The sequence below is a fragment of the Leclercia adecarboxylata genome (genome assembly GCF_035787115.1).
Lineage (GTDB): Bacteria > Pseudomonadota > Gammaproteobacteria > Enterobacterales > Enterobacteriaceae > Enterobacter > Enterobacter adecarboxylatus_E.
On the sequence record NZ_JALKTL010000006.1, the window covers coordinates 110,670 to 131,818 of the forward strand.

The following is a 21,149-nucleotide window of genomic DNA, read 5'->3' on the forward strand; positions in this document are numbered from 1 at the left end:
TTCAAATATACTGTGAAGACTTAGCGCCTTCGTAGCTGGATTTGAAAAAATTCTTTTTGAAAGTGCTCCAGGCCACAGTTGTGGCTATAGGGTTCAGTTATCTAAAGCCCCGATTTATCGGGGTTTTTTGTTATCTGACTACAGAATAACTGGGCTTTATGCCCTTTTTTTACGTCTTGGGGGTGGGCTTGTCCACATTAGAGCAAAAATTAACAGAGATGATTACAGCACCGGTCGAAGCACTGGGCTATGAACTGGTCGGCATCGAATTCGTTCGGGGTCGTACATCCACGCTGCGCATCTATATTGATAGTGAAGATGGCATCAATGTTGATGATTGTGCTGATGTCAGCCACCAGGTGAGTGCGGTTCTTGATGTTGAAGATCCCATTACTGTTGCCTACAACCTGGAAGTTTCCTCGCCTGGTCTCGACAGACCTATGTTCACGGCTGAACACTACACGCGCTTTACTGGTGAAGAAGTGGCTCTCGTTCTGCGCATGGCCGTACAGAACCGCCGTAAATGGCAAGGCGTTATCAAAGCCGTTGATGGTGAGATGATCACGGTTACAGTCGAAGGCAAAGATGAAGTGTTCGCGCTGAGTAATATCCAGAAGGCGAACCTGGTTCCCCACTTTTAACAGTCTGGATTGAGGTGAAAAGCCCGCGATGAACAAAGAAATTTTGGCTGTTGTTGAAGCCGTTTCCAATGAAAAAGCCCTGCCGCGTGAGAAAATTTTCGAAGCGCTGGAAAGTGCACTGGCTACGGCAACCAAGAAAAAATACGAACAAGAGATCGATGTCCGCGTTGAAATCGATCGTAAAAGCGGCGACTTCGATACTTTCCGTCGTTGGGTTATCGTTGAAGAAGTGACCCAGCCAACGAAAGAGATCACTCTCGAAGCGGCGCGTTTCGAAGATGAAAGCCTGAACGTTGATGATTACGTTGAAGATCAGATCGAATCCGTGACCTTCGACCGTATCACCACGCAGACTGCTAAACAGGTTATCGTACAGAAAGTACGTGAAGCTGAGCGTGCGATGGTTGTTGATCAGTTCCGCGAGCACGAAGGTGAGATCATTACCGGCGTGGTGAAGAAAGTTAACCGCGACAACATTTCTCTGGATCTGGGTAACAACGCTGAAGCGGTTATCCTGCGTGAAGATATGCTGCCACGCGAAAACTTCCGCCCGGGCGACCGTATTCGCGGCGTACTCTATTCCGTGCGTCCTGAAGCACGCGGTGCTCAGCTGTTCGTGACCCGTTCCAAGCCTGAGATGCTGGTCGAACTGTTCCGCATCGAAGTGCCGGAAATCGGCGAAGAAGTTATCGAGATTAAAGCCGCAGCCCGCGATCCGGGTTCCCGTGCAAAAATCGCGGTGAAAACCAACGACAAGCGTATCGATCCGGTTGGTGCTTGCGTCGGTATGCGTGGCGCGCGCGTTCAGGCTGTTTCGACTGAACTCGGCGGCGAGCGTATCGATATCGTTCTGTGGGACGACAACCCGGCGCAGTTCGTGATTAACGCGATGGCCCCGGCTGATGTTGCGTCTATCGTTGTAGACGAAGACAAGCACACCATGGATATCGCTGTTGAAGCAGGCAACCTGGCGCAGGCTATCGGCCGTAACGGGCAGAACGTCCGTCTGGCTTCACAGCTGAGCGGCTGGGAACTCAACGTGATGACCGTTGACGATCTGCAGGCTAAGCACCAGGCTGAAGCCCATGCAGCTATTGATACCTTCACTAAGCACCTGGACATTGACGAAGAGTTCGCCACCGTTCTGGTTGAAGAAGGTTTCTCTACGCTGGAAGAACTGGCCTATGTGCCAATGAAAGAACTGCTGGAAATTGACGGTCTGGATGAAGCCACCGTTGAAGCCCTGCGTGAACGCGCTAAAAACGCACTGACCACCCTGGCACTGGCTCAGGAAGAAAGCCTTGGTGATAACAAGCCGGCTGATGACCTGCTGAATCTGGAAGGTCTTGATCGTGCGATCGCGTTCAAGCTGGCTGCCCGTGGTGTTTGTACGCTGGAAGATCTCGCTGAGCAAGGCGTTGATGACCTGGCCGATATCGAAGGTTTAACCGACGAGAAAGCCGGCGAACTCATCATGGCCGCACGTAATATCTGCTGGTTCGGCGACGAAGCGTAATAAACTGTAGCAGGAAGGAACAGCATGACTGATGTAACTGTAAAAACGCTGGCTGCTGAGATTCAGACCTCCGTGGATCGCCTGGTACAGCAATTTGCTGATGCAGGGATCCCGAAGTCCGCTGATGACTCAGTGACCGCTCAAGAAAAACAAACCTTGTTAACGCACCTGAACCGCGAACACGGTTCTACGCCTGACAAGTTAACGCTGCAACGCAAAACGCGTAGCACGTTAAATATTCCAGGTACCGGTGGAAAAAGTAAATCGGTACAAATCGAAGTCCGCAAGACGCGCACCTTTGTAAAACGTGATCCGCAAGAGGCTGAACGCCTCGCTGCGGAAGAGCAGGCACAGCGTGAAGCGGAAGAGCAAGCCCAGCGTGAGGCAGAAGAAAACGCCAAACGTGAGGCAGTATTAAAAGCTGAACGTGAGGCCGCAGAAAAAGCGAAACGTGACGCCGCTGAAAAAGCGAAGCGCGACGCTGCGGAAAAAGACAAAGTGAGCAATCAACAGACTGACGATATGACCAAAACCGCCCAGGCAGAAAAAGCCCGTCGTGAAAATGAAGCAGCTGAGCTGAAGCGTAAAGCGGAAGAAGAAGCCCGCCGTAAGCTCGAAGAAGAAGCCCGTCGTGTCGCTGAAGAAGCGCGCCGTATGGCAGAAGAGAACGAGAAAAACGGTGTGAATACCGCTGAGCCGTCGGAAGATACCAGCGATTATCACGTAACGACCTCTCAGCACGCGCGTCAGGCAGAAGATGACAACGACCGCGAAGTTGAAGGTGGCCGTGGTCGTACCCGTAGCACGAAAGCTGCGCGTCCGGCGAAAAAAGGCAACAAGCACGCTGAATCCAAAGCTGACCGTGAAGAAGCACGTGCTGCCGTTCGCGGTGGTAAAGGCGGCAAGCGTAAAGGTTCCGCTCTGCAGCAGGGCTTCCAGAAGCCAGCTCAGGCCGTTAACCGTGACGTTGTGATCGGCGAAACCATCACCGTTGGCGATCTGGCTAACAAGATGGCGGTTAAAGGCTCTCAGGTCATCAAAGCGATGATGAAGCTGGGCGCAATGGCGACCATCAACCAGGTTATCGACCAGGAAACTGCACAGCTGGTTGCCGAAGAGATGGGCCACAAGGTTATCCTGCGTCGTGAAAACGAGCTGGAAGAAGCGGTAATGAGCGACCGTGATACTGGCGCAGCAGCTGAACCGCGTGCTCCGGTTGTGACCATCATGGGTCACGTTGACCACGGTAAAACCTCTCTGCTGGACTACATTCGTTCCACTAAAGTCGCCTCCGGCGAAGCAGGCGGCATTACCCAGCATATCGGTGCCTACCACGTAGAAACCGATAACGGCATGATCACCTTCCTGGATACCCCGGGCCACGCAGCGTTTACCTCTATGCGTGCTCGTGGTGCTCAGGCAACGGATATCGTTGTTCTGGTGGTTGCAGCAGACGACGGCGTGATGCCGCAGACCATCGAAGCTATCCAGCACGCAAAAGCGGCGCAGGTGCCTCTGGTTGTTGCAGTCAACAAAATCGATAAACCAGAAGCGGACATGGATCGCGTTAAAAACGAACTGTCCCAGTACGGTGTTATGCCGGAAGAGTGGGGCGGTGAGTCTCAGTTCATCCCGGTTTCTGCAAAAGTGGGTACCGGTATTGATGACCTGCTGAACGCTATCCTGCTGCAGGCTGAAGTTCTGGAGCTGAAAGCGGTTCGCAATGGTATGGCGAGCGGTGCGGTAATCGAGTCCTTCCTGGACAAAGGCCGTGGTCCGGTTGCGACCGTTCTGGTACGTGAAGGTACCCTGAATAAAGGCGACATCGTTCTGTGTGGCTTCGAATATGGCCGTGTTCGTGCAATGCGTGACGAACTGGGTCGTGAAGTGCTGGAAGCGGGTCCATCCATTCCGGTGGAAATCCTGGGTCTGTCCGGTGTTCCGGCAGCCGGTGACGAAGTTACCGTTGTTCGTGACGAGAAGAAAGCGCGTGAAGTTGCGCTGTACCGTCAGGGCAAATTCCGTGAAGTTAAACTGGCTCGTCAGCAGAAATCTAAACTCGAGAACATGTTCGCCAACATGACTGAAGGCGAAGTTCACGAAGTGAACGTGGTTCTGAAGGCCGACGTACAGGGTTCTGTGGAAGCGATCTCCGACTCTTTACTGAAACTGTCTACCGACGAAGTGAAAGTGAAGATCATCGGCTCCGGCGTAGGTGGTATCACCGAAACCGACGCAACTCTGGCTGCAGCGTCCAACGCGATTCTGGTTGGCTTCAACGTTCGTGCCGATGCCTCTGCGCGTCGTGTGATCGAAGCGGAAAGCCTGGATCTGCGTTACTACTCCGTCATCTATAACCTGATCGACGAAGTGAAAGCGGCGATGAGCGGTATGCTGTCTCCGGAACTGAAACAGCAGATCATCGGTCTGGCTGAAGTTCGTGACGTGTTCAAATCACCGAAATTCGGTGCTATCGCGGGCTGTATGGTTACCGAAGGCAACATCAAGCGTCACAACCCAATCCGCGTCCTGCGTGACAACGTGGTTATCTATGAAGGCGAGCTGGAATCCCTGCGCCGCTTCAAAGATGACGTTAACGAAGTCCGTAACGGCATGGAATGTGGTATCGGCGTGAAGAACTACAACGACGTTCGCGTTGGCGATATGATCGAAGTGTTCGAGATCATCGAAATTCAGCGTACCATCGCTTAATTGCTGAGAGCAGGCCGGGATCGCCTCGCGCCACCCGGCATTAAATTTCAAAAGGGGCTTTAGCCCCTTTTTTGTCTGGAGAATTTATTATGGCGAAAGAATTTGGTCGCCCGCAGCGCGTTGCTCAGGAGATGCAAAAAGAGATCGCAATCATCCTGCAGCGCGAAATCAAAGACCCGCGTCTGGGCATGATGACCACCGTATCCGGTGTTGAAGTGTCCCGCGATCTGGCCTATGCCAAAGTGTTTGTCACCTTCCTGAACGACCAGGATGAAGATGCGGTTAAGCTTGGCATCAAAGCGCTGCAGGATGCGTCCGGTTTTATCCGTTCCCTGCTGGGCAAAGCTATGCGTCTGCGTATCGTGCCGGAACTGACCTTCTTCTACGACAACTCGCTGGTTGAAGGGATGCGCATGTCCAACCTGGTCACCAGCGTGGTGAAGCAGGATGATGAGCGTCGTGTGAACCCGGACGATAAAAAGGAGGACTGATGAGTCGTCCTCGTCGTCGCGGTCGCGACGTGCACGGTGTTCTGCTGCTGGATAAACCTCAGGGGGCGTCCAGCAACGACGTGCTGCAAAAAGTAAAGCGTCTCTACAATGCTAACCGTGCGGGTCACACCGGCGCGCTGGATCCGCTGGCGACCGGTATGCTGCCGATTTGTCTGGGTGAAGCGACGAAGTTTTCCCAGTATCTGCTGGATTCGGACAAACGCTACCGGGTGGTTGCAAAACTGGGTCAGCGCACGGACACTTCCGATGCGGATGGGCAGGTCGTCGAAGAGCGTCCAGTGACGTTTAGCAGCGAACAGCTTGAGGCTGCGCTGGAGAGCTTCCGTGGCGACACCCAACAGGTGCCGTCTATGTACTCGGCGCTGAAGTATCAGGGCAAAAAGCTCTACGAGTATGCGCGTCAGGGGATTGAGGTGCCACGCGAGGCCCGTCCGATTACGGTGTATGAGCTGTTATTTATTCGTCACGAAGGCGATGAGCTGGAGCTGGAAGTCCACTGCTCAAAAGGCACGTACATTCGCACTATCATCGACGATCTGGGTGAAAAGCTGGGCTGTGGCGCGCACGTCATTTATCTGCGCCGTCTGGCGGTCAGCAAGTATCCGGCTGAACGTATGGTAACCCTGGAGCAACTGCAGGCGCTGGTAGATCAGGCGCAGGAGCAGGGCACAGAGGCCGCGGCGCTGTTGGACCCCTTACTGATGTCGATGGACAGTCCTGCTTCGGACTATCCGGTAGTGAATCTTCCGTTAGCCTCCTCCGTTTACTTTAAAAACGGCAACCCGGTGCGCACGACGGATGTGCCCGCGCAGGGGCTGGTTCGCGTCACGGAAGGGGATGACAACACATTCATCGGTATGGGTGAAATTGACGACGAAGGTCGCGTTGCCCCACGCCGTCTGGTGGTTGAATATCCGGCATAAGCTGACGCCTTGCCTTGCGATAAGCAGGGGAGGCGGGTAGAATATTGCGGCTTAACGTCTGGCGAATTGTTTAACAATCGGCAAACGTTATACATGGGAAAGCTGAATTAGAGATCGGCTTCCTTTCATTCTTTACATTCTGGAGTTTTAAAATGTCTCTAAGCGTTGAAGCTAAAGCTAAAATCGTTTCTGAGTTTGGTCGTGATGCTAACGACAGCGGTTCTACCGAAGTTCAGGTTGCACTGCTGACTGCACAGATTAACCACCTGCAGGGTCACTTTGCAGAGCACAAAAAAGATCACCACAGCCGTCGTGGTCTGCTGCGCATGGTTTCTCAGCGTCGTAAACTGCTCGACTACCTGAAACGTAAAGATGTTGCACGCTACACCGCGCTGATCGAGCGTCTGGGTCTGCGTCGCTAAGTCTTGCGAGTTTCAGAAAAGGGGGCCTTATGGCCCCTTTTTTCAACCAGACCGCAGCAATTCACTGGAAACTAATGTATTGTTGCTATAAATGATCTTCATTGCAGAGGTTCGCGCGGCTAATGAGAGGCTTCACCCATGGGGGTGTCGGTTGTCATTAGTCGCGAGGATGCGAAGAAGGTCCGGTAAAAGTCAGCACGCCTCTGGTGTGCTGTCATTCATTTAAGAAAGGACAGAATCTTGCTGAATCCGATCGTTCGTAAATTCCAGTACGGTCAACATACCGTTACGCTGGAAACCGGCATGATGGCACGTCAGGCTACTGCTGCTGTTATGGTAAGCATGGATGACACCGCGGTATTCGTAACCGTGGTTGGCCAGAAAAAAGCTAAACCAGGTCAGGACTTCTTCCCACTGACCGTAAACTACCAGGAGCGTACCTACGCTGCCGGTAAAATCCCGGGTGGTTTCTTCCGTCGTGAAGGCCGTCCAAGCGAAGGCGAAACCCTGATTGCGCGTCTGATTGACCGCCCGGTTCGTCCGCTGTTCCCGGAAGGCTTCGTTAACGAAGTTCAGGTTATCGCGACCGTTGTTTCCGTTAACCCACAGGTTAACCCGGACATCGTTGCGATGATCGGCGCATCCGCAGCCCTGTCCCTGTCTGGTATTCCATTCAATGGTCCTATCGGTGCGGCGCGCGTCGGTTATATCAATGACCAGTACGTTCTGAACCCAACTCAGGACGAGCTGAAGGCAAGCAAGCTGGACCTGGTGGTTGCCGGTACCGAAGCTGCGGTACTGATGGTTGAATCCGAAGCAGAACTGCTGAGCGAAGACCAGATGCTGGGTGCTGTGGTATTTGGCCACGACCAGCAGCAGATCGTTATCCAGAACATCAATGACCTGGTGAAAGAAGCCGGTAAACCACGTTGGGACTGGCAGCCAGAAGCGGCAAACGACGCGCTGAACGCACGCGTTGCAGCTCTGGCCGAAGCGCGTCTGAGCGATGCATACCGCATCACCGACAAGCAAGAGCGTTATGGTCAGGTTGACGTCATCAAATCGGAAACCATCGCAACTCTGGTGGCAGAAGATGAATCCCTGGACGCTAACGAGCTTGGCGAAATCCTGCACGCTATCGAGAAGAACGTAGTGCGTAGCCGCGTTCTGGCAGGCGAGCCGCGTATCGATGGCCGTGAAAAAGACATGATTCGTGGTCTGGATGTACGCACTGGCGTTCTGCCACGTACTCACGGTTCCGCGCTGTTCACCCGTGGTGAAACGCAGGCGCTGGTTACCGCGACCCTGGGTACTGCCCGTGACGCACAGAACATCGACGAACTGATGGGCGAGCGCACTGACAGCTTCCTGTTCCACTACAACTTCCCTCCGTACTCCGTAGGTGAGACCGGTATGGTGGGTTCGCCGAAGCGTCGTGAAATTGGTCACGGTCGTCTGGCGAAGCGCGGCGTGCTGGCTGTGATGCCAGATGCTGATAAATTCCCGTACACCGTACGTGTGGTTTCTGAAATCACCGAATCTAACGGTTCATCTTCTATGGCTTCCGTGTGCGGTGCTTCTCTGGCACTGATGGATGCAGGTGTACCGGTGAAAGCAGCCGTTGCGGGTATCGCAATGGGTCTGGTGAAAGAAGGCGACAACTTCGTTGTTCTGTCTGACATCCTGGGCGACGAAGATCACCTGGGTGATATGGACTTCAAAGTTGCGGGTTCCCGCGAAGGTATCTCTGCCCTGCAGATGGATATCAAAATTGAAGGCATCACCAAAGAGATCATGCAGGTTGCACTGAACCAGGCTAAAGGTGCACGTCTGCACATCCTGGGCGTGATGGAACAGGCGATCAACGCGCCGCGTGGCGACATTTCTCAGTTCGCTCCACGTATCCACACCATTAAGATCAGCCCGGACAAGATCAAAGACGTTATCGGTAAAGGCGGTTCTGTTATCCGTGCTCTGACCGAAGAGACCGGCACCACCATCGAAATCGAAGATGACGGTACTGTGAAAATCGCAGCGACCGACGGCGAGAAAGCGAAATACGCTATCCGTCGTATCGAAGAGATCACTGCCGAGATCGAAGTGGGCCGTATCTACAACGGTAAAGTGACCCGTATCGTTGACTTTGGCGCATTCGTTGCCATCGGTGGCGGTAAAGAAGGTCTGGTTCACATCTCTCAGATCGCGGATAAGCGCGTTGAGAAAGTGACCGATTACCTGCAGATGGGTCAGGAAGTACCGGTTAAAGTTCTGGAAGTTGACCGCCAGGGCCGTATCCGTCTGAGCATTAAAGAAGCGACCGAGCAGTCTCAGCCTGCTGCTGCGCCGGAAGCTCCGGCTGGCGAACAGGGCGAATAAGGTTGCCATTTGCCCTCCGCGCAAGCGGGGGGCTTGTTATCAGGCAGGACGCCTTGTTAAGCCGCCGGGGGACAGGACGTTCATCCAATTGTTGTCTTCGGGAGTGGGAAATGAAGCCTTTTCTGCGCTGGTGTTTCGTTGCGACAGCTTTGACGCTGGCAGGATGCAGCAACTCTGCCTGGCGTAAAAGTGAAGTCCTCGCAGTGCCACTGCAACCGACTCTGCAGCAGGAAGTGATTCTGGCACGCATGGAACAAATACTTGCCAGTCGGGCTTTAACCGATGACGAACGCGCACAGCTTTTATATGAGCGCGGAGTGTTGTATGATAGTCTCGGTCTGAGGGCACTGGCGCGAAATGATTTTTCACAAGCGTTGGCGATCCGACCGGATATGCCTGAAGTATTCAATTACTTAGGCATTTATTTAACGCAGGCAGGCAATTTTGATGCTGCCTATGAAGCGTTTGATTCTGTACTTGAGCTTGATCCAACTTACAACTACGCGCACTTGAATCGCGGAATTGCCCTGTATTACGGCGGTCGTGACAAGTTAGCGCAAGATGATCTGCTGGCGTTTTATCAAGACGATCCTAACGATCCTTTCCGTAGCCTGTGGCTTTTCATTGTTGAGCAGAAGCTCGACGAAAAGCAGGCTAAAGACGCGTTAAAGCAACGCTTCGACAAATCGGACAAGGAACAGTGGGGATGGAATATTGTCGAGTTCTACCTGGGCAACATTAGCGAAGCAACGCTGATGGAACGCCTGAAGGCGGACGCAACGGATAACACCTCGCTCGCTGAGCATCTCAGTGAAACCAACTTCTATTTAGGTAAGTACTACCTAAGTCTGGGGGATACGGACAGCGCTACGGCACTGTTCAAATTAGCGGTTGCTAATAACGTACATAACTACGTTGAGCACCGTTATGCATTGTTGGAATTATCGCTCTTGGGCCAGGAGCATGACGACCTGGCAGAATCGGACCAGCAATAGCTGACGACATAAACATCAGCCCGTAATCTTTTGATTGCCATCACCTTTACTGGTGAGGGCGTTGTTGTTCGTCAATACACCTACTTTGAGCCGGTTCACACTTTCAATGAAAATTACCGAAAATTTTCACGATGAGTTATGTAGACTGGCCGCCATTGACATTGAGGCACTCGTACTACATGGCTGAATTCGAAACCACTTTTGCAGATCTGGGCCTGAAGGCTCCTATCCTTGAAGCCCTTAACGATCTGGGTTACGAAAAACCATCTCCGATCCAGGCAGAATGTATCCCACATCTGCTCTCTGGTCGTGACGTGCTGGGCATGGCCCAGACTGGTAGCGGTAAAACTGCAGCATTCTCGCTGCCGCTGCTGAATAACATTGACCCGGACCTGCGTGCACCGCAGATCCTTGTACTGGCTCCGACCCGTGAACTGGCTGTTCAGGTGGCGGAAGCTATGACTGAATTCTCTAAACATATGCGCGGCGTGAACGTGGTAGCCCTGTACGGCGGCCAGCGTTATGACGTGCAGTTACGCGCCCTGCGTCAGGGTCCACAGATCGTCGTCGGTACCCCGGGTCGTCTGCTGGATCACCTGAAACGCGGTACGCTGGATCTCTCTAAACTGAGCGGTCTGGTACTGGATGAAGCTGACGAAATGCTCCGCATGGGCTTCATCGAAGACGTAGAAACCATTATGGCGCAGATCCCGGAAGGTCATCAGACCGCGCTGTTCTCTGCAACCATGCCGGAAGCGATCCGTCGCATTACCCGTCGCTTCATGAAAGAGCCGCAGGAAGTGCGCATCCAGTCCAGCGTGACCACTCGCCCGGACATCAGCCAGAGTTACTGGTCTGTTTACGGCATGCGTAAAAACGAAGCGCTGGTGCGTTTCCTGGAAGCAGAAGATTTTGATGCGGCGATCATCTTCGTTCGTACCAAAAATGCGACCCTGGAAGTGGCAGAAGCCCTGGAGCGTAGCGGCTACAACAGCGCAGCGCTGAACGGCGACATGAACCAGGCGCTGCGTGAGCAGACCCTGGAGCGTCTGAAAGATGGTCGTCTGGATATCCTGATTGCAACCGACGTGGCAGCACGTGGTCTGGACGTTGAACGTATCAGCCTGGTTGTTAACTACGACATCCCGATGGACTCCGAGTCTTACGTTCACCGTATCGGCCGTACCGGTCGTGCAGGTCGTGCGGGCCGTGCGCTGCTGTTCGTTGAGAACCGCGAGCGTCGTCTGCTGCGTAACATCGAACGCACCATGAAGCTGACGATTCCAGAAGCCGATCTGCCAAACGCAGAGCTGCTGGGCAAACGCCGTCTGGAAAAATTCGCCGCGAAAGTACAGCAGCAGCTGGAAAGCAGCGATCTGGATCAGTACCGTGCGCTGCTGACGCAAATTCAGCCGACCGCCGAAGGCGAAGAGCTGGATATCGAAACGCTGGCCGCTGCACTGCTGAAGATGGCGCAGGGCGAACGTTCTCTGATCGTGCCGCCAGATGCACCTATGCGTCCTAAGCGTGAGTTCCGTGACCGTGATGACCGCGCTCCGCGTGGCGATCGTGGTCCACGTTCAGAGCGTGGTGGTGAAGATCGTCCACGTCGCGAACGTCGTGATGCTGGCGAAATGGAGCTGTACCGCATTGAAGTGGGCCGTGATGATGGTGTTGAAGTTCGTCATATCGTTGGCGCGATCGCTAACGAAGGCGACATCAGCAGCCGTTACATCGGTAACATCAAGCTGTTCGGTACCCACTCTACCATCGAGCTGCCAAAAGGTATGCCGGGCGAGGTTCTGCAACACTTTACCCGTACCCGCATCCTGAACAAGCCGATGAACATGCAGCTGCTGGGCGATGCGCAGCCGCGTCCGGACCGTGGCGGCGAACGTCGTGGCGGTGGCCGCAGCTTCGGTGGCGAGCGTCGTGAAGGTGGCCGTGGTTTCGGCGGTGAGCGCCGTGAAGGCGGTCGTGGTGAAGGTCGTCGTTTCAGCGGCGAACGCCGTGAAGGCAGCCGTCCACCACGTCGTGAAGATGGCCCGGTTCGTCGTCGTGACGCGTAATCTTCACGCCATTTAGCGTAAAGTAAAATATACAGCCCCGATATTTTTATCGGGGCTTTTTTTATTCCCTTTGTACTATTGTACTGGTACAGTGCAGCACATTAAGATGCAGGTCCCAAATTATTGACTGGAGAAAAGGCTGTATGGCGACACTAACCACCACCCAAACGTCACCTTCGCTGCTCGGCGGTGTGGTGATCATCGGCGGCACCATCATAGGCGCGGGGATGTTCTCTCTGCCGGTGGTCATGTCCGGGGCGTGGTTCTTCTGGTCGCTGGCGGCGCTGGTTTTCACCTGGTTCTGTATGCTGCACTCCGGCCTGATGATCCTCGAAGCTAATCTCAACTACCGCATTGGGTCGAGCTTCGATACCATCACCCGCGACCTGCTGGGCAAACGCTGGAATATCGTCAACGGTATCTCCATCGCCTTTGTGCTCTATATCCTGACCTACGCCTATATCTCTGCCAGCGGCTCGATTCTGCATCACACCTTCGCAGAGATGTCGCTGAACGTACCGGCGCGTCTGGCGGGTTTTGCCTTTGCCCTTGGCGTGGCGTTTATCGTCTGGATGAGTACCAAAGCGGTCAGCCGGATGACGGCCATCGTGCTGGGCGCTAAGGTCATCACCTTTTTCCTCACCTTCGGCAGCCTGCTGGGTCACGTTACGCCAGCCACCCTGTTTAATGTGGCAGAAAGCAATACCTCGTACTCCCCGTATCTGCTGATGACCCTGCCGTTCTGTCTGGCGTCGTTTGGCTATCACGGTAACGTTCCGAGCCTGATGAAGTATTACGGCAAAGACCCGCGTACCATCACCCGCTGCCTGGTCTACGGTACGCTGCTGGCGCTGGGGCTGTACGTTATCTGGCTGCTGGGGACGATGGGCAACATTCCGCGTCCGGAATTCATCGGCATTGCGCAGAAGGGCGGGAATATTGATGTGCTGGTGCAGGCCTTGAGCGGCGTGCTGAACAGCCGTAGTCTGGACCTGCTGCTGGTGATCTTCTCCAACTTCGCCGTGGCGAGCTCTTTCCTCGGGGTGACCCTGGGACTGTTTGACTACCTGGCCGATCTCTGTGGCTTTGATGATTCTGCGTCGGGCCGCCTGAAAACCGCGCTGCTGACCTTCCTGCCGCCTGTGATAGGTGGTCTGCTGTGGCCGAACGGTTTCCTGTATGCCATTGGCTATGCCGGACTGGCGGCAACCATCTGGGCGGCGATTGTCCCGGCACTGCTGGCGCGTAAATCACGTAAGCGCTTCGGTAGCCCAACATTCCGCGTCTGGGGAGGCAAGCCGATGATTGCGTTGATCCTGGTGTTTGGTATCGGCAACGCGCTGGTGCACGTGCTGTCGAGTTTTAATCTGCTGCCGGTGTATCAATAGGTCTCATTCCCCTCATCCTAACCCTCTCCCCAAAGGGGAGAGGGGATCGTCCGTGCATATATTTTTTGTGGGGATCCCTCAGCCCGAAGGGAGAGGGGGCTAAACAATAAACTACCCCACCAACTCTTCTTTCACCTGCATCGCCAGATCGAACGAATGCAGCCGCGCCTGATGATCGAAAATCTGGCCATTGACCATAATCTCATCCGCCTGGGTTTCACGCAGTACCGCTTCCAGCCCGTGACGCACCTTCGTCTTATCCCCCACCAGCGACATGCTCAGCGCCTGCTGCACGCCATACTGCTCTGAGGCCGACCACAGCTGATGCATATTCTCTACCGGCGGCGGTAGCTGCCCACTTTCGCCACGACGCAGCTTCATAAATGCCTGCTGCATGGAGGTAAACAGGAATTCCGCATCGCGGTTGCTGTCAGCCGCAATGATGTTGATACACACCATCGCATAAGGTTTCTCCAGCCGCGCGGAGGGCTTAAAGTGAGTGCGATACAGATGCAGCGCCTGGTGCAGCATATCCGGGGCAAAGTGTGAAGCGAAGGCAAACGGCAGGCCAAGCTGCGCGGCCAGTTGCGCGCTGTAAAGGCTGGAGCCTAACAACCATACCGGGATCTGTTCGCCGTAGCCCGGCACCGGGCGTACCTGAGGATTCGGATCATGGGCGTCGAACCAGTCCACCAGTTCTGCCACATCGCGTGGGAAATTATCAATATCACCGCTCATATGGCGGCGCAGCGCGCGCATGGTTGGCTGATCGCTGCCTGGCGCCCGGCCCAGACCCAGATCGATCCGACCCGGATAGAGGGTATTAAGGGTGCCAAACTGCTCGGCAATCACCAGCGGCGAGTGGTTAGGCAGCATCACGCCACCCGAGCCTAAATGTAGCGTGGTGGTATTTGCCGCGAGATAGCCGAGCAGCACCGAGGTGGCAGCGCTGGCAATCCCGACCATGTTATGGTGTTCCGCCAGCCAGTAGCGATGATAGCCGCGCTGTTCAGCCAGGCGGGCGAGATCCAGTGAGTGAGTAAAGGCTTCCCTTGCCGAGGAGCCTTCAGGGATCGGCGCCAGGTCCAGCACCGAAAACGGAATGGATTTATCAGTCATAACAGCTCACTTTGTCGACGGTGAATCTTTAATAGTGCATTAAAATTTTACAGTCGTTGTTAACAAAGTGAGCCTTTTTTAATCCTGCAGCTCCAGACCGGCCAGACGCCGCCAGTAGCCGTTACACTCGCTGTTCGCCGCCAGCGCCAGCGGGGCCGCGCCATTTTCATTGGCACGGAAGGCGTCGATCATGGCGAAGGTTTCGGTGCCCAGCGGCGACAGACGCACCATATCCACCAGCCCTTTCATCGAGGCCAGTTCGTTGCCGAGATTGTAAACGTAACCGCTCATGGTCTGAATACCGTTGAGGACAAACACCTGCTGATCCTCCTGCGACAGCACGCTGCGTCCGTTCGGATATTTGATGCAGCAGGTTTCGCACTCATCTTTCGGCAGGTTTTCGGAACGTGCGGTAAAGCAGCGAGCAGAGTAGGCCAGAGGCAGATGTCCGTAGCTGAGCACTTCCACTTCGAACTGATTGCGGATCCCCAGCTCGTCGCACTGCGCCAGGATGTTTACCAGCCAGTCACGGGAGAGCTCCACCGGCATACACCAGCGCATCATGCCCTGTTTTAGCAGCAGACGCAGGGTCACGGCGTTGTAGCAGTTCAGCGCGTGCCCGGCGACAAACGGCAGCTTGCGCTCGGCGCACAGGTTCACTACGCCAAGATCGCTGGCTTCCAGCAGAAATTCGCCGTTTTCCACATAACGCTTCAGCTCATTCAGTTCGGATGAAGCCTGCACCAGCGCCAGCGTTGACAGCACCACCTGTTTCCCGCTGTTGGCCAGGGTTTTCGCCATCTCCAGCCAGTCGCCCACCTTCGTGGCGCGCCGCTTGCTGCACACCGCCTCGCCAAGATAAATCACGTCGGCCTGGCTGGCTGCCGCCTGCTGATAAAAGTCTTCCAGCGTCTCTTTTGACCAGTAGTAGAGCACCGGTCCTAATGAATATTTCATGCTTTCTCTCACTGCCATTTACGGTGATACGCACCCAGCGTGGTCTGCGTCCCTTCGGACATAGCGCCGAGGGTCTCCATCCATGCTGGCTGCGGGGCATAGCTTTGCGGATTTGCCATGCAGCGATCGATCGCCTGCCGCCACACTTTTGCTACCTGGCTGACGTACGCCGGGCTACGCTGGCGACCTTCTATTTTCACCGACGCGATATTGGCGGCCAGCAGTTCCGGCAGCAGCGCCAGAGTGTTCAGGCTGGTGGGCTCTTCAAGAGCATGATAGCGCTCGCCATCCACCAGATAGCGGCCTTTGCACAGCGTCGGATAGCCAGCGTTTTCATGTTCCTGATAGCGGTCGATCAGCACCTCGTTCAGACGCGACTCCAGCCCTTGCGGCGTTTGCTGCCAGCGAACAAAGCGGGCAGGGGAGCAGGCACCCACGGTATTGGGGGATTCCCCGGTGAGATAGGAGGAGAGGTAGCAGCGCCCTTCGGCCATAATGCACAGGCTGCCGAAAGCAAAAACTTCCAGCGGAACTGGCGTGACCCGTGCGAGTTGCTTAACCTGATGAATAGAGAGCACGCGCGGCAGCACCACGCGCGCCACGTCGAAATGACGATGATAAAAGCGGATGGCCTCTTCATTGGTGGCAGACGCCTGCACGGAGACATGGCGCTCAATGTGCGGATAGCGTTCGGCGGCGTACTCCAGCATGGCAAGATCGGCCAGAATCAGGGCGTCGGCGCCCAGCTGTGCCGCCATATCCACCGCCCGCTGCCAGCGTTGATAGCCGTCGGGGTGGGCAAAGGTATTAATTGCGATATGCAGCTTGCGGCGATGAAGATGTACGAAGCTCACCGCTTCCTGCAGCTTTTTCTCGGTAAAATTGAGACCAGCGAAGTGACGGGCATTGGTATCGTCTTTCAGCCCGATATAAACCGCATCGGCGCCGTTTTCGATGGCCGCCTTAAGCGCCGGTAAGTTTCCGGCAGGGCAGAGCAGCTCCATAATTTATCCTGACGTTCGCAGCCCCAAAGGGATGCAAAATTGTTATCGAACAGGGATTTTAATTAACCATCCGGCGACAATTTTTGATTTAAGGCAGCTAATGGCGTATTGATGACACCAATAATGGGTTACGTCGGATATCAGTTTGTTGATTTACCCCGCTATACCGACGACTGGATATGGCAAAATATCAGGACTATAGATATCAGGGAGTATTGCTCGTGCTGGATAAACTGCGTTCACGTCTCGTACAATTTGGCCCGTCACTGCTGAGCGTGCCGGTTAAGCTGGCGCCCTTTGCGCTGAAGCGCCAGGTGCTGGAGCAGGTGCTTAGCTGGCAGTTCCGCCAGGCGCTGGCGGATGGCGAGCTGGAATTTCTTGAAGGGCGCTGGTTAAGTATCGAGGTGCGGGATATTGGTCTGCGCTGGTACACCTCCGTTGAAAATGAACAGCTGGTGGTGCGTCAATCCGCGGAGGCGGACGTTAGCTTCAGCGCTGACGCCAGCGATCTGTTGATGATTGCGGCACGCAAGCAGGATCCCGATACGCTCTTCTTCCAGCGTCGTCTGGTGATTGAAGGCGATACCGAGTTAGGTCTGTATGTCAAAAACCTGATGGATGCGATTGAACTGGAACAGATGCCGAAGCCGCTGCGCGTGGCGCTGTTGCAACTGGCCGATTTTGTCGAGGCGGGTCTGAAAACTCCGCCAGAAAGTAAACACATTTCTGTAGGTGAGCCATGTTGATTCGAGTAGAAATTGGGATCGATGCCCCGGGTATTGACGCCTTATTACGCCGGTCGTTCGAAGGTGAGGGTGAAGCGCAACTGGTTCGCGATCTTCGTGAAGACGGCCTGATTACGCTGGGCCTGGTCGCCACCGATGATGAAGGTCAGGTTATTGGCTATGTGGCCTTTAGCCCGGTCACCGTACAGGGCGAAGAGCTGCAGTGGGTTGGCATGGCGCCGCTGGCGGTAGATGAAAACTATCGTGGACAAGGGCTGGCGCGCCAGCTGGTTTACGAAGGGTTAGATTCACTCAATGAGTTTGGCTATGCCGCGGTAGTAACGTTGGGCGATCCGGACTTCTATAGCCGTTTAGGCTTTGAGAAAGCGGCACACTACGATCTGCACTGCCGCTGGCCGGGCACCGAGTCGGCTTTCCAGCTTCATCCTCTGGCTGACGATGCGCTTAACGGCGTCAGCGGTCTGGTGGAATACCACGATCGCTTTAATAGCTTTTAACCGGCGACCTTTGCAGGCTCTCGCGTAGCGCCTCAAAGGTACCGTCTCCACTGACGAGGCGCTCTTTCTGGCGCTTCGTCAGCTGCTTGATGCGATACTCCAGCCTCAGCGCCAGCGAGCGATCCCCTACGGCCGCAGAAAACGCCAGCGTCAGATCCCCTTTGCCCCTTAACGCCTTCGCCCCTTTTCCGCTTTGATGTTGCAGGAAACGGCGCGCGACATCCGTAGTGATGCCCGTATAAAGCGCATTATCAGCGGTTCGAACAAGATAGAGAAACCAGCACACGGCGACAGATTCAGTATGTTAAGGTGAATGCACCTTAGCATGAGAGAGAAGCGAAATGGAAACTCTGGCCGCCATCAATCGCTGGCTGGCGAAGCAGCACGTGGTCACCTGGTGTGTGCATCATGATGATGAACTGTGGTGTGCAAACGCCTTTTACTATTACGATCCGCAGCGCGTTGCGTTTTATGTCTTAAGCGAAGATAAAACCCGCCATGCGCAGATGACAGGGCAGCAGGCGAAAGTCGCCGGGACGGTCAACGGGCAGCCCAAAACCGTGGCGCTGATCCGGGGCCTGCAGTTTAAAGGGGCGATCCGTCGTCTGGAGGGGGAGGAAAGCGACGCGATGCGTAAGCACTACACTCGTCGCTTTCCGGTTGCCGCCGTGATGTCAGCCCCGGTCTGGGAAATCCGTCTGGATGAACTCAAGTTCACTGACAACACGCTGGGCTTTGGTAAAAAGCTTCACTGGCTACGCGCCGAGTAACCGCAGCGCCTCGCGATTAAACGCGGGCAGATCGTCAGGCGTCCGACTGGTGACCAGCTGATCTTTATCGACCACCACTTCCTGATCGTAAAAATCGGCACCGGCGTTTTTCAGATCGATCACGATCGGTTTCACGGCGGTAAGCTTACGCCCGCGCACAACCTCAGCGCTGATCAGCAGCTGCGGACCGTGGCAGATGGCAAAGACCGGTTTACCGCTGGCGACAAAATCCCGGGTAAAGGAGACGAAACGCTCGTCGCCCCGCAGTGAGTCAGGGGAGTGTCCGCCCGGCAATAACAGGGCGTCAAAGTCAGATGGGCTGACTTCATCAATGGTTTTATCGATGGTGACGCTGGCTTCGCCTTTATGGCCTTTTACCGTTTTGCCTGCTTCTTTTTCAATGGTTATCACCTCGTGTCCCGCTTTGCGAAACGCCTCGGCAGGCGAGGTGAATTCTGAATCTTCAAACTCGTCGGTAATCAGGACCGCAATTTTCTTGCTCATGCTTCCTCCGTTGTTTTGGCTTCAGACAGCTTTTTCTCAGCTTGTGGTAAATACTTAACGTTCAGACCACTAAGTGTGGTTGAGCGGCGTGAAATCGCATACGGACTAATCTGCAAAGGAGGAGAAATGAGTCAGGTTTTAATTACCGGCGCGACCGGCCTCGTGGGTGGACACCTGCTGCGTATGCTCATCCAGGAGCGGGGGATCGCCTATATTGCCGCTCCGACGCGTCGCCCGCTGGGCGATATCGAAGGGGTGTTTAACCCCCACGATCCGCAGCTGACCGATGCGCTGGCACAGGTCCATGATCCGGTTGATACCGTCTTTTGCTGCCTGGGCACCACCCGGCGTGAGGCGGGCAGCAAAGAGGCTTTTATCCATGCCGATTACACCCTGGTGGTAGACACGGCCCTGACCGGTAAAAGGCTCGGAGCGAAGCATCTGCTGGTGGTGAGCGCCATGGGGGCCAACGCGCATTCGCCGTTCTTCTACAACAAGGTGAAAGGCAAAATGGAAGAGGCTCTGATCGCCCAGAAGTGGGAGCGACTGACCATAGTGCGCCCTTCAATGCTGCTGGGCGAGCGGGAAAAGCACCGTTTCAGCGAATCGTTTTTTGCGCCGCTGTTTAGCCTGTTGCCCGGAAACTTGAAGTCTGTCGAGGCGCGGGACGTGGCGCAGGTTATGCTGCAGGAGGCGCTGGGCGCGTCAACATCCGGGGTCAATATTATCCCGTCAGCGAAGATCAGGGAGATGGCGCAGGGAGAAGGAGAATAACCCCCTGACCATATCAGGGGGTAGGGAGATTACTGGATGTAGGTAAAGGCGGTGGTCACGTGTTTCACGCCGCTCACCCGGCTGGCGATATCCGCTGCCGCTTTGCCCTCGCGATCGGTCACCAGGCCGAGCAGGAATACTTCGCCGTTCTCGGTGGTCACTTTCACGTTAGAGGATTTCACCTGATCGCTGCCCAGCAACTGGGAGCGGACTTTGGTGGTGATCCAGGTGTCGTTTGAGGCGGCACCCAGGCCAATCGGCTGGCCCTGACGTATTTCGTTAAACACTTCGGTGGTACCTTCTACGCCCATGGCAATTTGCTTCGCGCGGGAGGCAAGTTCGGTACCCGGTGCTTGGCCGGCCAGCAAGACTTTGCCCTGATAGGCCGTCACGTTAATACGCGCTTCTTTCTTGAGCTGTTGATCTTTGGACAGTGCGCTGTTCACGCGCAGTTCCAGGGTGCTGTCATCCACCTGTGTGCCCACGGTACGCGGGTCAGTGGCGGCCTTAGTGCTCACTGCGGCAGTACCCACTACCGCTGCAGCCACACATCCCTGAAGCAGCAGCGCAGAAATAAGGACTGCGAGGGGCGAAAGTGCCTTCATGTATACTCCTTAATCATCCTGGTGAGGGAAAAGCGTGTTATCGATCAGATCGCATAAACAGTTCACCGTCAGCATGTGCATCTCCTGAATGCGCGCGCTGCGGTGAGAAGGAATACGGATCTCCACATCATGCGGACCTAACAGCCCCGCCAGCTCGCCGCCATCGTAACCGGTCAACGCCACGATAGTCATATCGCGCGTAACGGCCGCTTCAACGGCTTTAACGATATCGCGGCTATTGCCGCGGGTGGAGATCGCCAGCAGAACATCACCGGCATGCCCTAACGCGCGCACCTGTTTGGCGTAGATCTCATCATGGAGACGATCGTTGGCGATCGCCGTTAAGACCACATTATCGGTATTGAGTGCGATGGCAGGTAAACTTGGACGCTCTGTCTCAAAACGATTGATCATACTGGCAGCAAAATGCTGTGCGTTGGCGGCCGACGTGCCATTGCCACAACAGAGGATTTTGTTGCCGTTAAGCAGGGACTGAACCAGCGTCATCGCCGCGCGGGAGATGGCGTCCGGCAGCGCTTCTGCTGCTGCAATCTGAGTCTGAATGCTTTCCGTGAAGCAAACCTTAATTCTTTCGAGCACGGTATCCCTTAACGATCTG

Annotated in this window: 21 protein-coding genes and 1 pseudogene; 15 read left to right on the forward strand and 7 right to left on the reverse strand. The window is 55.1% G+C overall.

What is annotated here, in order from left to right; genetic code table 11:
* The first annotated feature begins 188 nt into the window (after positions 1 to 188).
* From rimP to mtr, 11 genes are all read left to right on the forward strand, one after another.
* Positions 189 to 641, forward strand: a complete 453-nt coding sequence (gene rimP, locus MXM41_RS17845) for a ribosome maturation factor RimP (RefSeq protein WP_139156304.1) — start codon at positions 189 to 191, stop codon at positions 639 to 641.
* A 28-nt stretch (positions 642 to 669) separates the two neighbouring features.
* Entirely contained in the window at positions 670 to 2,157 is a 1,488-nt protein-coding gene (nusA, locus tag MXM41_RS17850) for a transcription termination factor NusA (protein ID WP_325933422.1), read from the forward strand.
* Between the two features lie 24 nt (positions 2,158 to 2,181).
* Entirely contained in the window at positions 2,182 to 4,869 is a 2,688-nt protein-coding gene (gene infB / locus MXM41_RS17855) for a translation initiation factor IF-2 (protein WP_325933424.1), read from the forward strand.
* A gap of 89 nt (positions 4,870 to 4,958) precedes the next feature.
* Positions 4,959 to 5,360: a 30S ribosome-binding factor RbfA gene (gene rbfA, locus MXM41_RS17860; protein WP_325933426.1), complete on the forward strand. Its 402-nt coding sequence runs from the start codon at positions 4,959 to 4,961 to the stop codon at positions 5,358 to 5,360.
* Positions 5,360 to 6,304 carry a tRNA pseudouridine(55) synthase TruB gene (gene truB, locus MXM41_RS17865; protein WP_325933427.1) on the forward strand — a complete coding sequence of 315 codons (945 nt, stop codon included), beginning with the start codon at positions 5,360 to 5,362 and terminating at the stop codon, positions 6,302 to 6,304. Before rbfA ends, truB begins: the two co-directional genes overlap by 1 nt.
* Before the next feature lie 152 nt (positions 6,305 to 6,456).
* Positions 6,457 to 6,726 (forward strand): 30S ribosomal protein S15, encoded by a 270-nt coding sequence (gene rpsO / locus MXM41_RS17870; protein WP_032614416.1) that lies wholly within the window; start codon positions 6,457 to 6,459, stop codon positions 6,724 to 6,726.
* A 240-nt stretch (positions 6,727 to 6,966) separates the two neighbouring features.
* On the forward strand, positions 6,967 to 9,102 hold the full coding sequence (gene pnp, locus MXM41_RS17875; RefSeq protein ID WP_325933429.1) for a polyribonucleotide nucleotidyltransferase: 2,136 nt from the start codon (positions 6,967 to 6,969) through the stop codon (positions 9,100 to 9,102).
* A 110-nt stretch (positions 9,103 to 9,212) separates the two neighbouring features.
* Entirely contained in the window at positions 9,213 to 10,097 is an 885-nt protein-coding gene (gene nlpI / locus MXM41_RS17880; RefSeq protein WP_325933431.1) for a lipoprotein NlpI, read from the forward strand.
* A gap of 106 nt (positions 10,098 to 10,203) precedes the next feature.
* Positions 10,204 to 10,284, forward strand: a complete 81-nt coding sequence (gene yrbN / locus MXM41_RS22870) for a protein YrbN (protein WP_138370335.1) — start codon at positions 10,204 to 10,206, stop codon at positions 10,282 to 10,284.
* Positions 10,277 to 12,166, forward strand: coding sequence for a DEAD/DEAH family ATP-dependent RNA helicase (locus MXM41_RS17885; RefSeq protein ID WP_325933432.1), 1,890 nt, complete (start codon positions 10,277 to 10,279; stop codon positions 12,164 to 12,166). The genes yrbN and MXM41_RS17885 overlap by 8 nt, the downstream gene beginning before the upstream one ends.
* A 143-nt stretch (positions 12,167 to 12,309) precedes the next feature.
* Positions 12,310 to 13,554 carry a tryptophan permease gene (gene mtr, locus MXM41_RS17890; RefSeq protein ID WP_325933433.1) on the forward strand — a complete coding sequence of 415 codons (1,245 nt, stop codon included), beginning with the start codon at positions 12,310 to 12,312 and terminating at the stop codon, positions 13,552 to 13,554.
* A 111-nt stretch (positions 13,555 to 13,665) separates the two neighbouring features.
* Here the strand turns inward: mtr and MXM41_RS17895 are convergent, their stop codons facing one another.
* The 3 genes from MXM41_RS17895 to ubiU all read right to left on the reverse strand — a co-directional run bounded on the left by MXM41_RS17895 (position 13,666) and on the right by ubiU (position 16,634).
* Entirely contained in the window at positions 13,666 to 14,673 is a 1,008-nt protein-coding gene (locus MXM41_RS17895) for a luciferase-like monooxygenase (protein ID WP_325933434.1), read from the reverse strand.
* Positions 14,674 to 14,751: 78 nt separating this feature from the next.
* Positions 14,752 to 15,630 (reverse strand): U32 family peptidase, encoded by an 879-nt coding sequence (locus MXM41_RS17900; protein ID WP_325933435.1) that lies wholly within the window; start codon positions 15,628 to 15,630, stop codon positions 14,752 to 14,754.
* 8 nt (positions 15,631 to 15,638) lie between these two features.
* Entirely contained in the window at positions 15,639 to 16,634 is a 996-nt protein-coding gene (gene ubiU / locus MXM41_RS17905) for a ubiquinone anaerobic biosynthesis protein UbiU (protein ID WP_325933436.1), read from the reverse strand.
* Positions 16,635 to 16,855: 221 nt separating this feature from the next.
* Between ubiU and ubiT the strand changes: the two genes are divergently transcribed.
* On the forward strand, positions 16,856 to 17,380 hold the full coding sequence (gene ubiT / locus MXM41_RS17910; RefSeq protein ID WP_325933438.1) for a ubiquinone anaerobic biosynthesis accessory factor UbiT: 525 nt from the start codon (positions 16,856 to 16,858) through the stop codon (positions 17,378 to 17,380).
* A complete protein-coding gene (locus tag MXM41_RS17915) occupies positions 17,374 to 17,877 on the forward strand; it encodes an N-acetyltransferase (RefSeq protein WP_325933439.1) in 504 nt (167 codons plus the stop codon). Before ubiT ends, MXM41_RS17915 begins: the two co-directional genes overlap by 7 nt.
* On the opposite strand, the pseudogene MXM41_RS17920 reads toward MXM41_RS17915, so the two are convergent.
* Positions 17,864 to 18,204: pseudogene (locus MXM41_RS17920) on the reverse strand (GIY-YIG nuclease family protein). The gene MXM41_RS17915 and the pseudogene MXM41_RS17920 overlap by 14 nt on opposite strands.
* Before the next feature lie 14 nt (positions 18,205 to 18,218).
* Between MXM41_RS17920 and MXM41_RS17925 the strand changes: the two are divergent.
* Positions 18,219 to 18,647 carry a YhbP family protein gene (locus MXM41_RS17925; RefSeq protein ID WP_325933441.1) on the forward strand — a complete coding sequence of 143 codons (429 nt, stop codon included), beginning with the start codon at positions 18,219 to 18,221 and terminating at the stop codon, positions 18,645 to 18,647.
* Here MXM41_RS17925 and MXM41_RS17930 read toward each other — a convergent pair.
* Positions 18,633 to 19,151, reverse strand: a complete 519-nt coding sequence (locus MXM41_RS17930) for a type 1 glutamine amidotransferase domain-containing protein (protein ID WP_325933443.1) — start codon at positions 19,149 to 19,151, stop codon at positions 18,633 to 18,635. The genes MXM41_RS17925 and MXM41_RS17930 overlap by 15 nt on opposite strands.
* A 126-nt stretch (positions 19,152 to 19,277) precedes the next feature.
* Here MXM41_RS17930 and MXM41_RS17935 point away from each other — a divergent pair, with 126 nt between their 5' ends.
* Positions 19,278 to 19,925 carry an NAD(P)H-binding protein gene (locus MXM41_RS17935; RefSeq protein WP_325933444.1) on the forward strand — a complete coding sequence of 216 codons (648 nt, stop codon included), beginning with the start codon at positions 19,278 to 19,280 and terminating at the stop codon, positions 19,923 to 19,925.
* Positions 19,926 to 19,954: 29 nt separating this feature from the next.
* Here the strand turns inward: MXM41_RS17935 and dolP are convergent, their stop codons facing one another.
* The gene (gene dolP, locus MXM41_RS17940; protein WP_325933446.1) at positions 19,955 to 20,530 is read right to left on the reverse strand and encodes a division/outer membrane stress-associated lipid-binding lipoprotein; all 576 of its coding nucleotides are present in this window, start codon (positions 20,528 to 20,530) and stop codon (positions 19,955 to 19,957) included.
* A 9-nt stretch (positions 20,531 to 20,539) separates the two neighbouring features.
* Positions 20,540 to 21,130 carry a DnaA initiator-associating protein DiaA gene (gene diaA / locus MXM41_RS17945; RefSeq protein ID WP_032614385.1) on the reverse strand — a complete coding sequence of 197 codons (591 nt, stop codon included), beginning with the start codon at positions 21,128 to 21,130 and terminating at the stop codon, positions 20,540 to 20,542.
* Between the last annotated feature and the right edge of the window lie 19 nt (positions 21,131 to 21,149).

Coding starts and splice junctions, on each gene's coding strand:
- rbfA (WP_325933426.1), top strand. CDS start 4,959: ATGGCGAAAGAATTTGGTCGCCCGCAGCGCGTTGCTCAGGAGATGCAA.
- MXM41_RS17900 (WP_325933435.1), bottom strand. CDS start 15,630: ATGAAATATTCATTAGGACCGGTGCTCTACTACTGGTCAAAAGAGACG.
- nusA (WP_325933422.1), top strand. CDS start 670: ATGAACAAAGAAATTTTGGCTGTTGTTGAAGCCGTTTCCAATGAAAAA.
- infB (WP_325933424.1), top strand. CDS start 2,182: ATGACTGATGTAACTGTAAAAACGCTGGCTGCTGAGATTCAGACCTCC.
- MXM41_RS17885 (WP_325933432.1), top strand. CDS start 10,277: ATGGCTGAATTCGAAACCACTTTTGCAGATCTGGGCCTGAAGGCTCCT.
- dolP (WP_325933446.1), bottom strand. CDS start 20,530: ATGAAGGCACTTTCGCCCCTCGCAGTCCTTATTTCTGCGCTGCTGCTT.
- MXM41_RS17930 (WP_325933443.1), bottom strand. CDS start 19,151: ATGAGCAAGAAAATTGCGGTCCTGATTACCGACGAGTTTGAAGATTCA.
- MXM41_RS17935 (WP_325933444.1), top strand. CDS start 19,278: ATGAGTCAGGTTTTAATTACCGGCGCGACCGGCCTCGTGGGTGGACAC.
- yrbN (WP_138370335.1), top strand. CDS start 10,204: ATGAAAATTACCGAAAATTTTCACGATGAGTTATGTAGACTGGCCGCC.
- MXM41_RS17925 (WP_325933441.1), top strand. CDS start 18,219: ATGGAAACTCTGGCCGCCATCAATCGCTGGCTGGCGAAGCAGCACGTG.
- ubiU (WP_325933436.1), bottom strand. CDS start 16,634: ATGGAGCTGCTCTGCCCTGCCGGAAACTTACCGGCGCTTAAGGCGGCC.
- MXM41_RS17895 (WP_325933434.1), bottom strand. CDS start 14,673: ATGACTGATAAATCCATTCCGTTTTCGGTGCTGGACCTGGCGCCGATC.
- rpsO (WP_032614416.1), top strand. CDS start 6,457: ATGTCTCTAAGCGTTGAAGCTAAAGCTAAAATCGTTTCTGAGTTTGGT.
- MXM41_RS17915 (WP_325933439.1), top strand. CDS start 17,374: ATGTTGATTCGAGTAGAAATTGGGATCGATGCCCCGGGTATTGACGCC.
- truB (WP_325933427.1), top strand. CDS start 5,360: ATGAGTCGTCCTCGTCGTCGCGGTCGCGACGTGCACGGTGTTCTGCTG.
- nlpI (WP_325933431.1), top strand. CDS start 9,213: ATGAAGCCTTTTCTGCGCTGGTGTTTCGTTGCGACAGCTTTGACGCTG.
- mtr (WP_325933433.1), top strand. CDS start 12,310: ATGGCGACACTAACCACCACCCAAACGTCACCTTCGCTGCTCGGCGGT.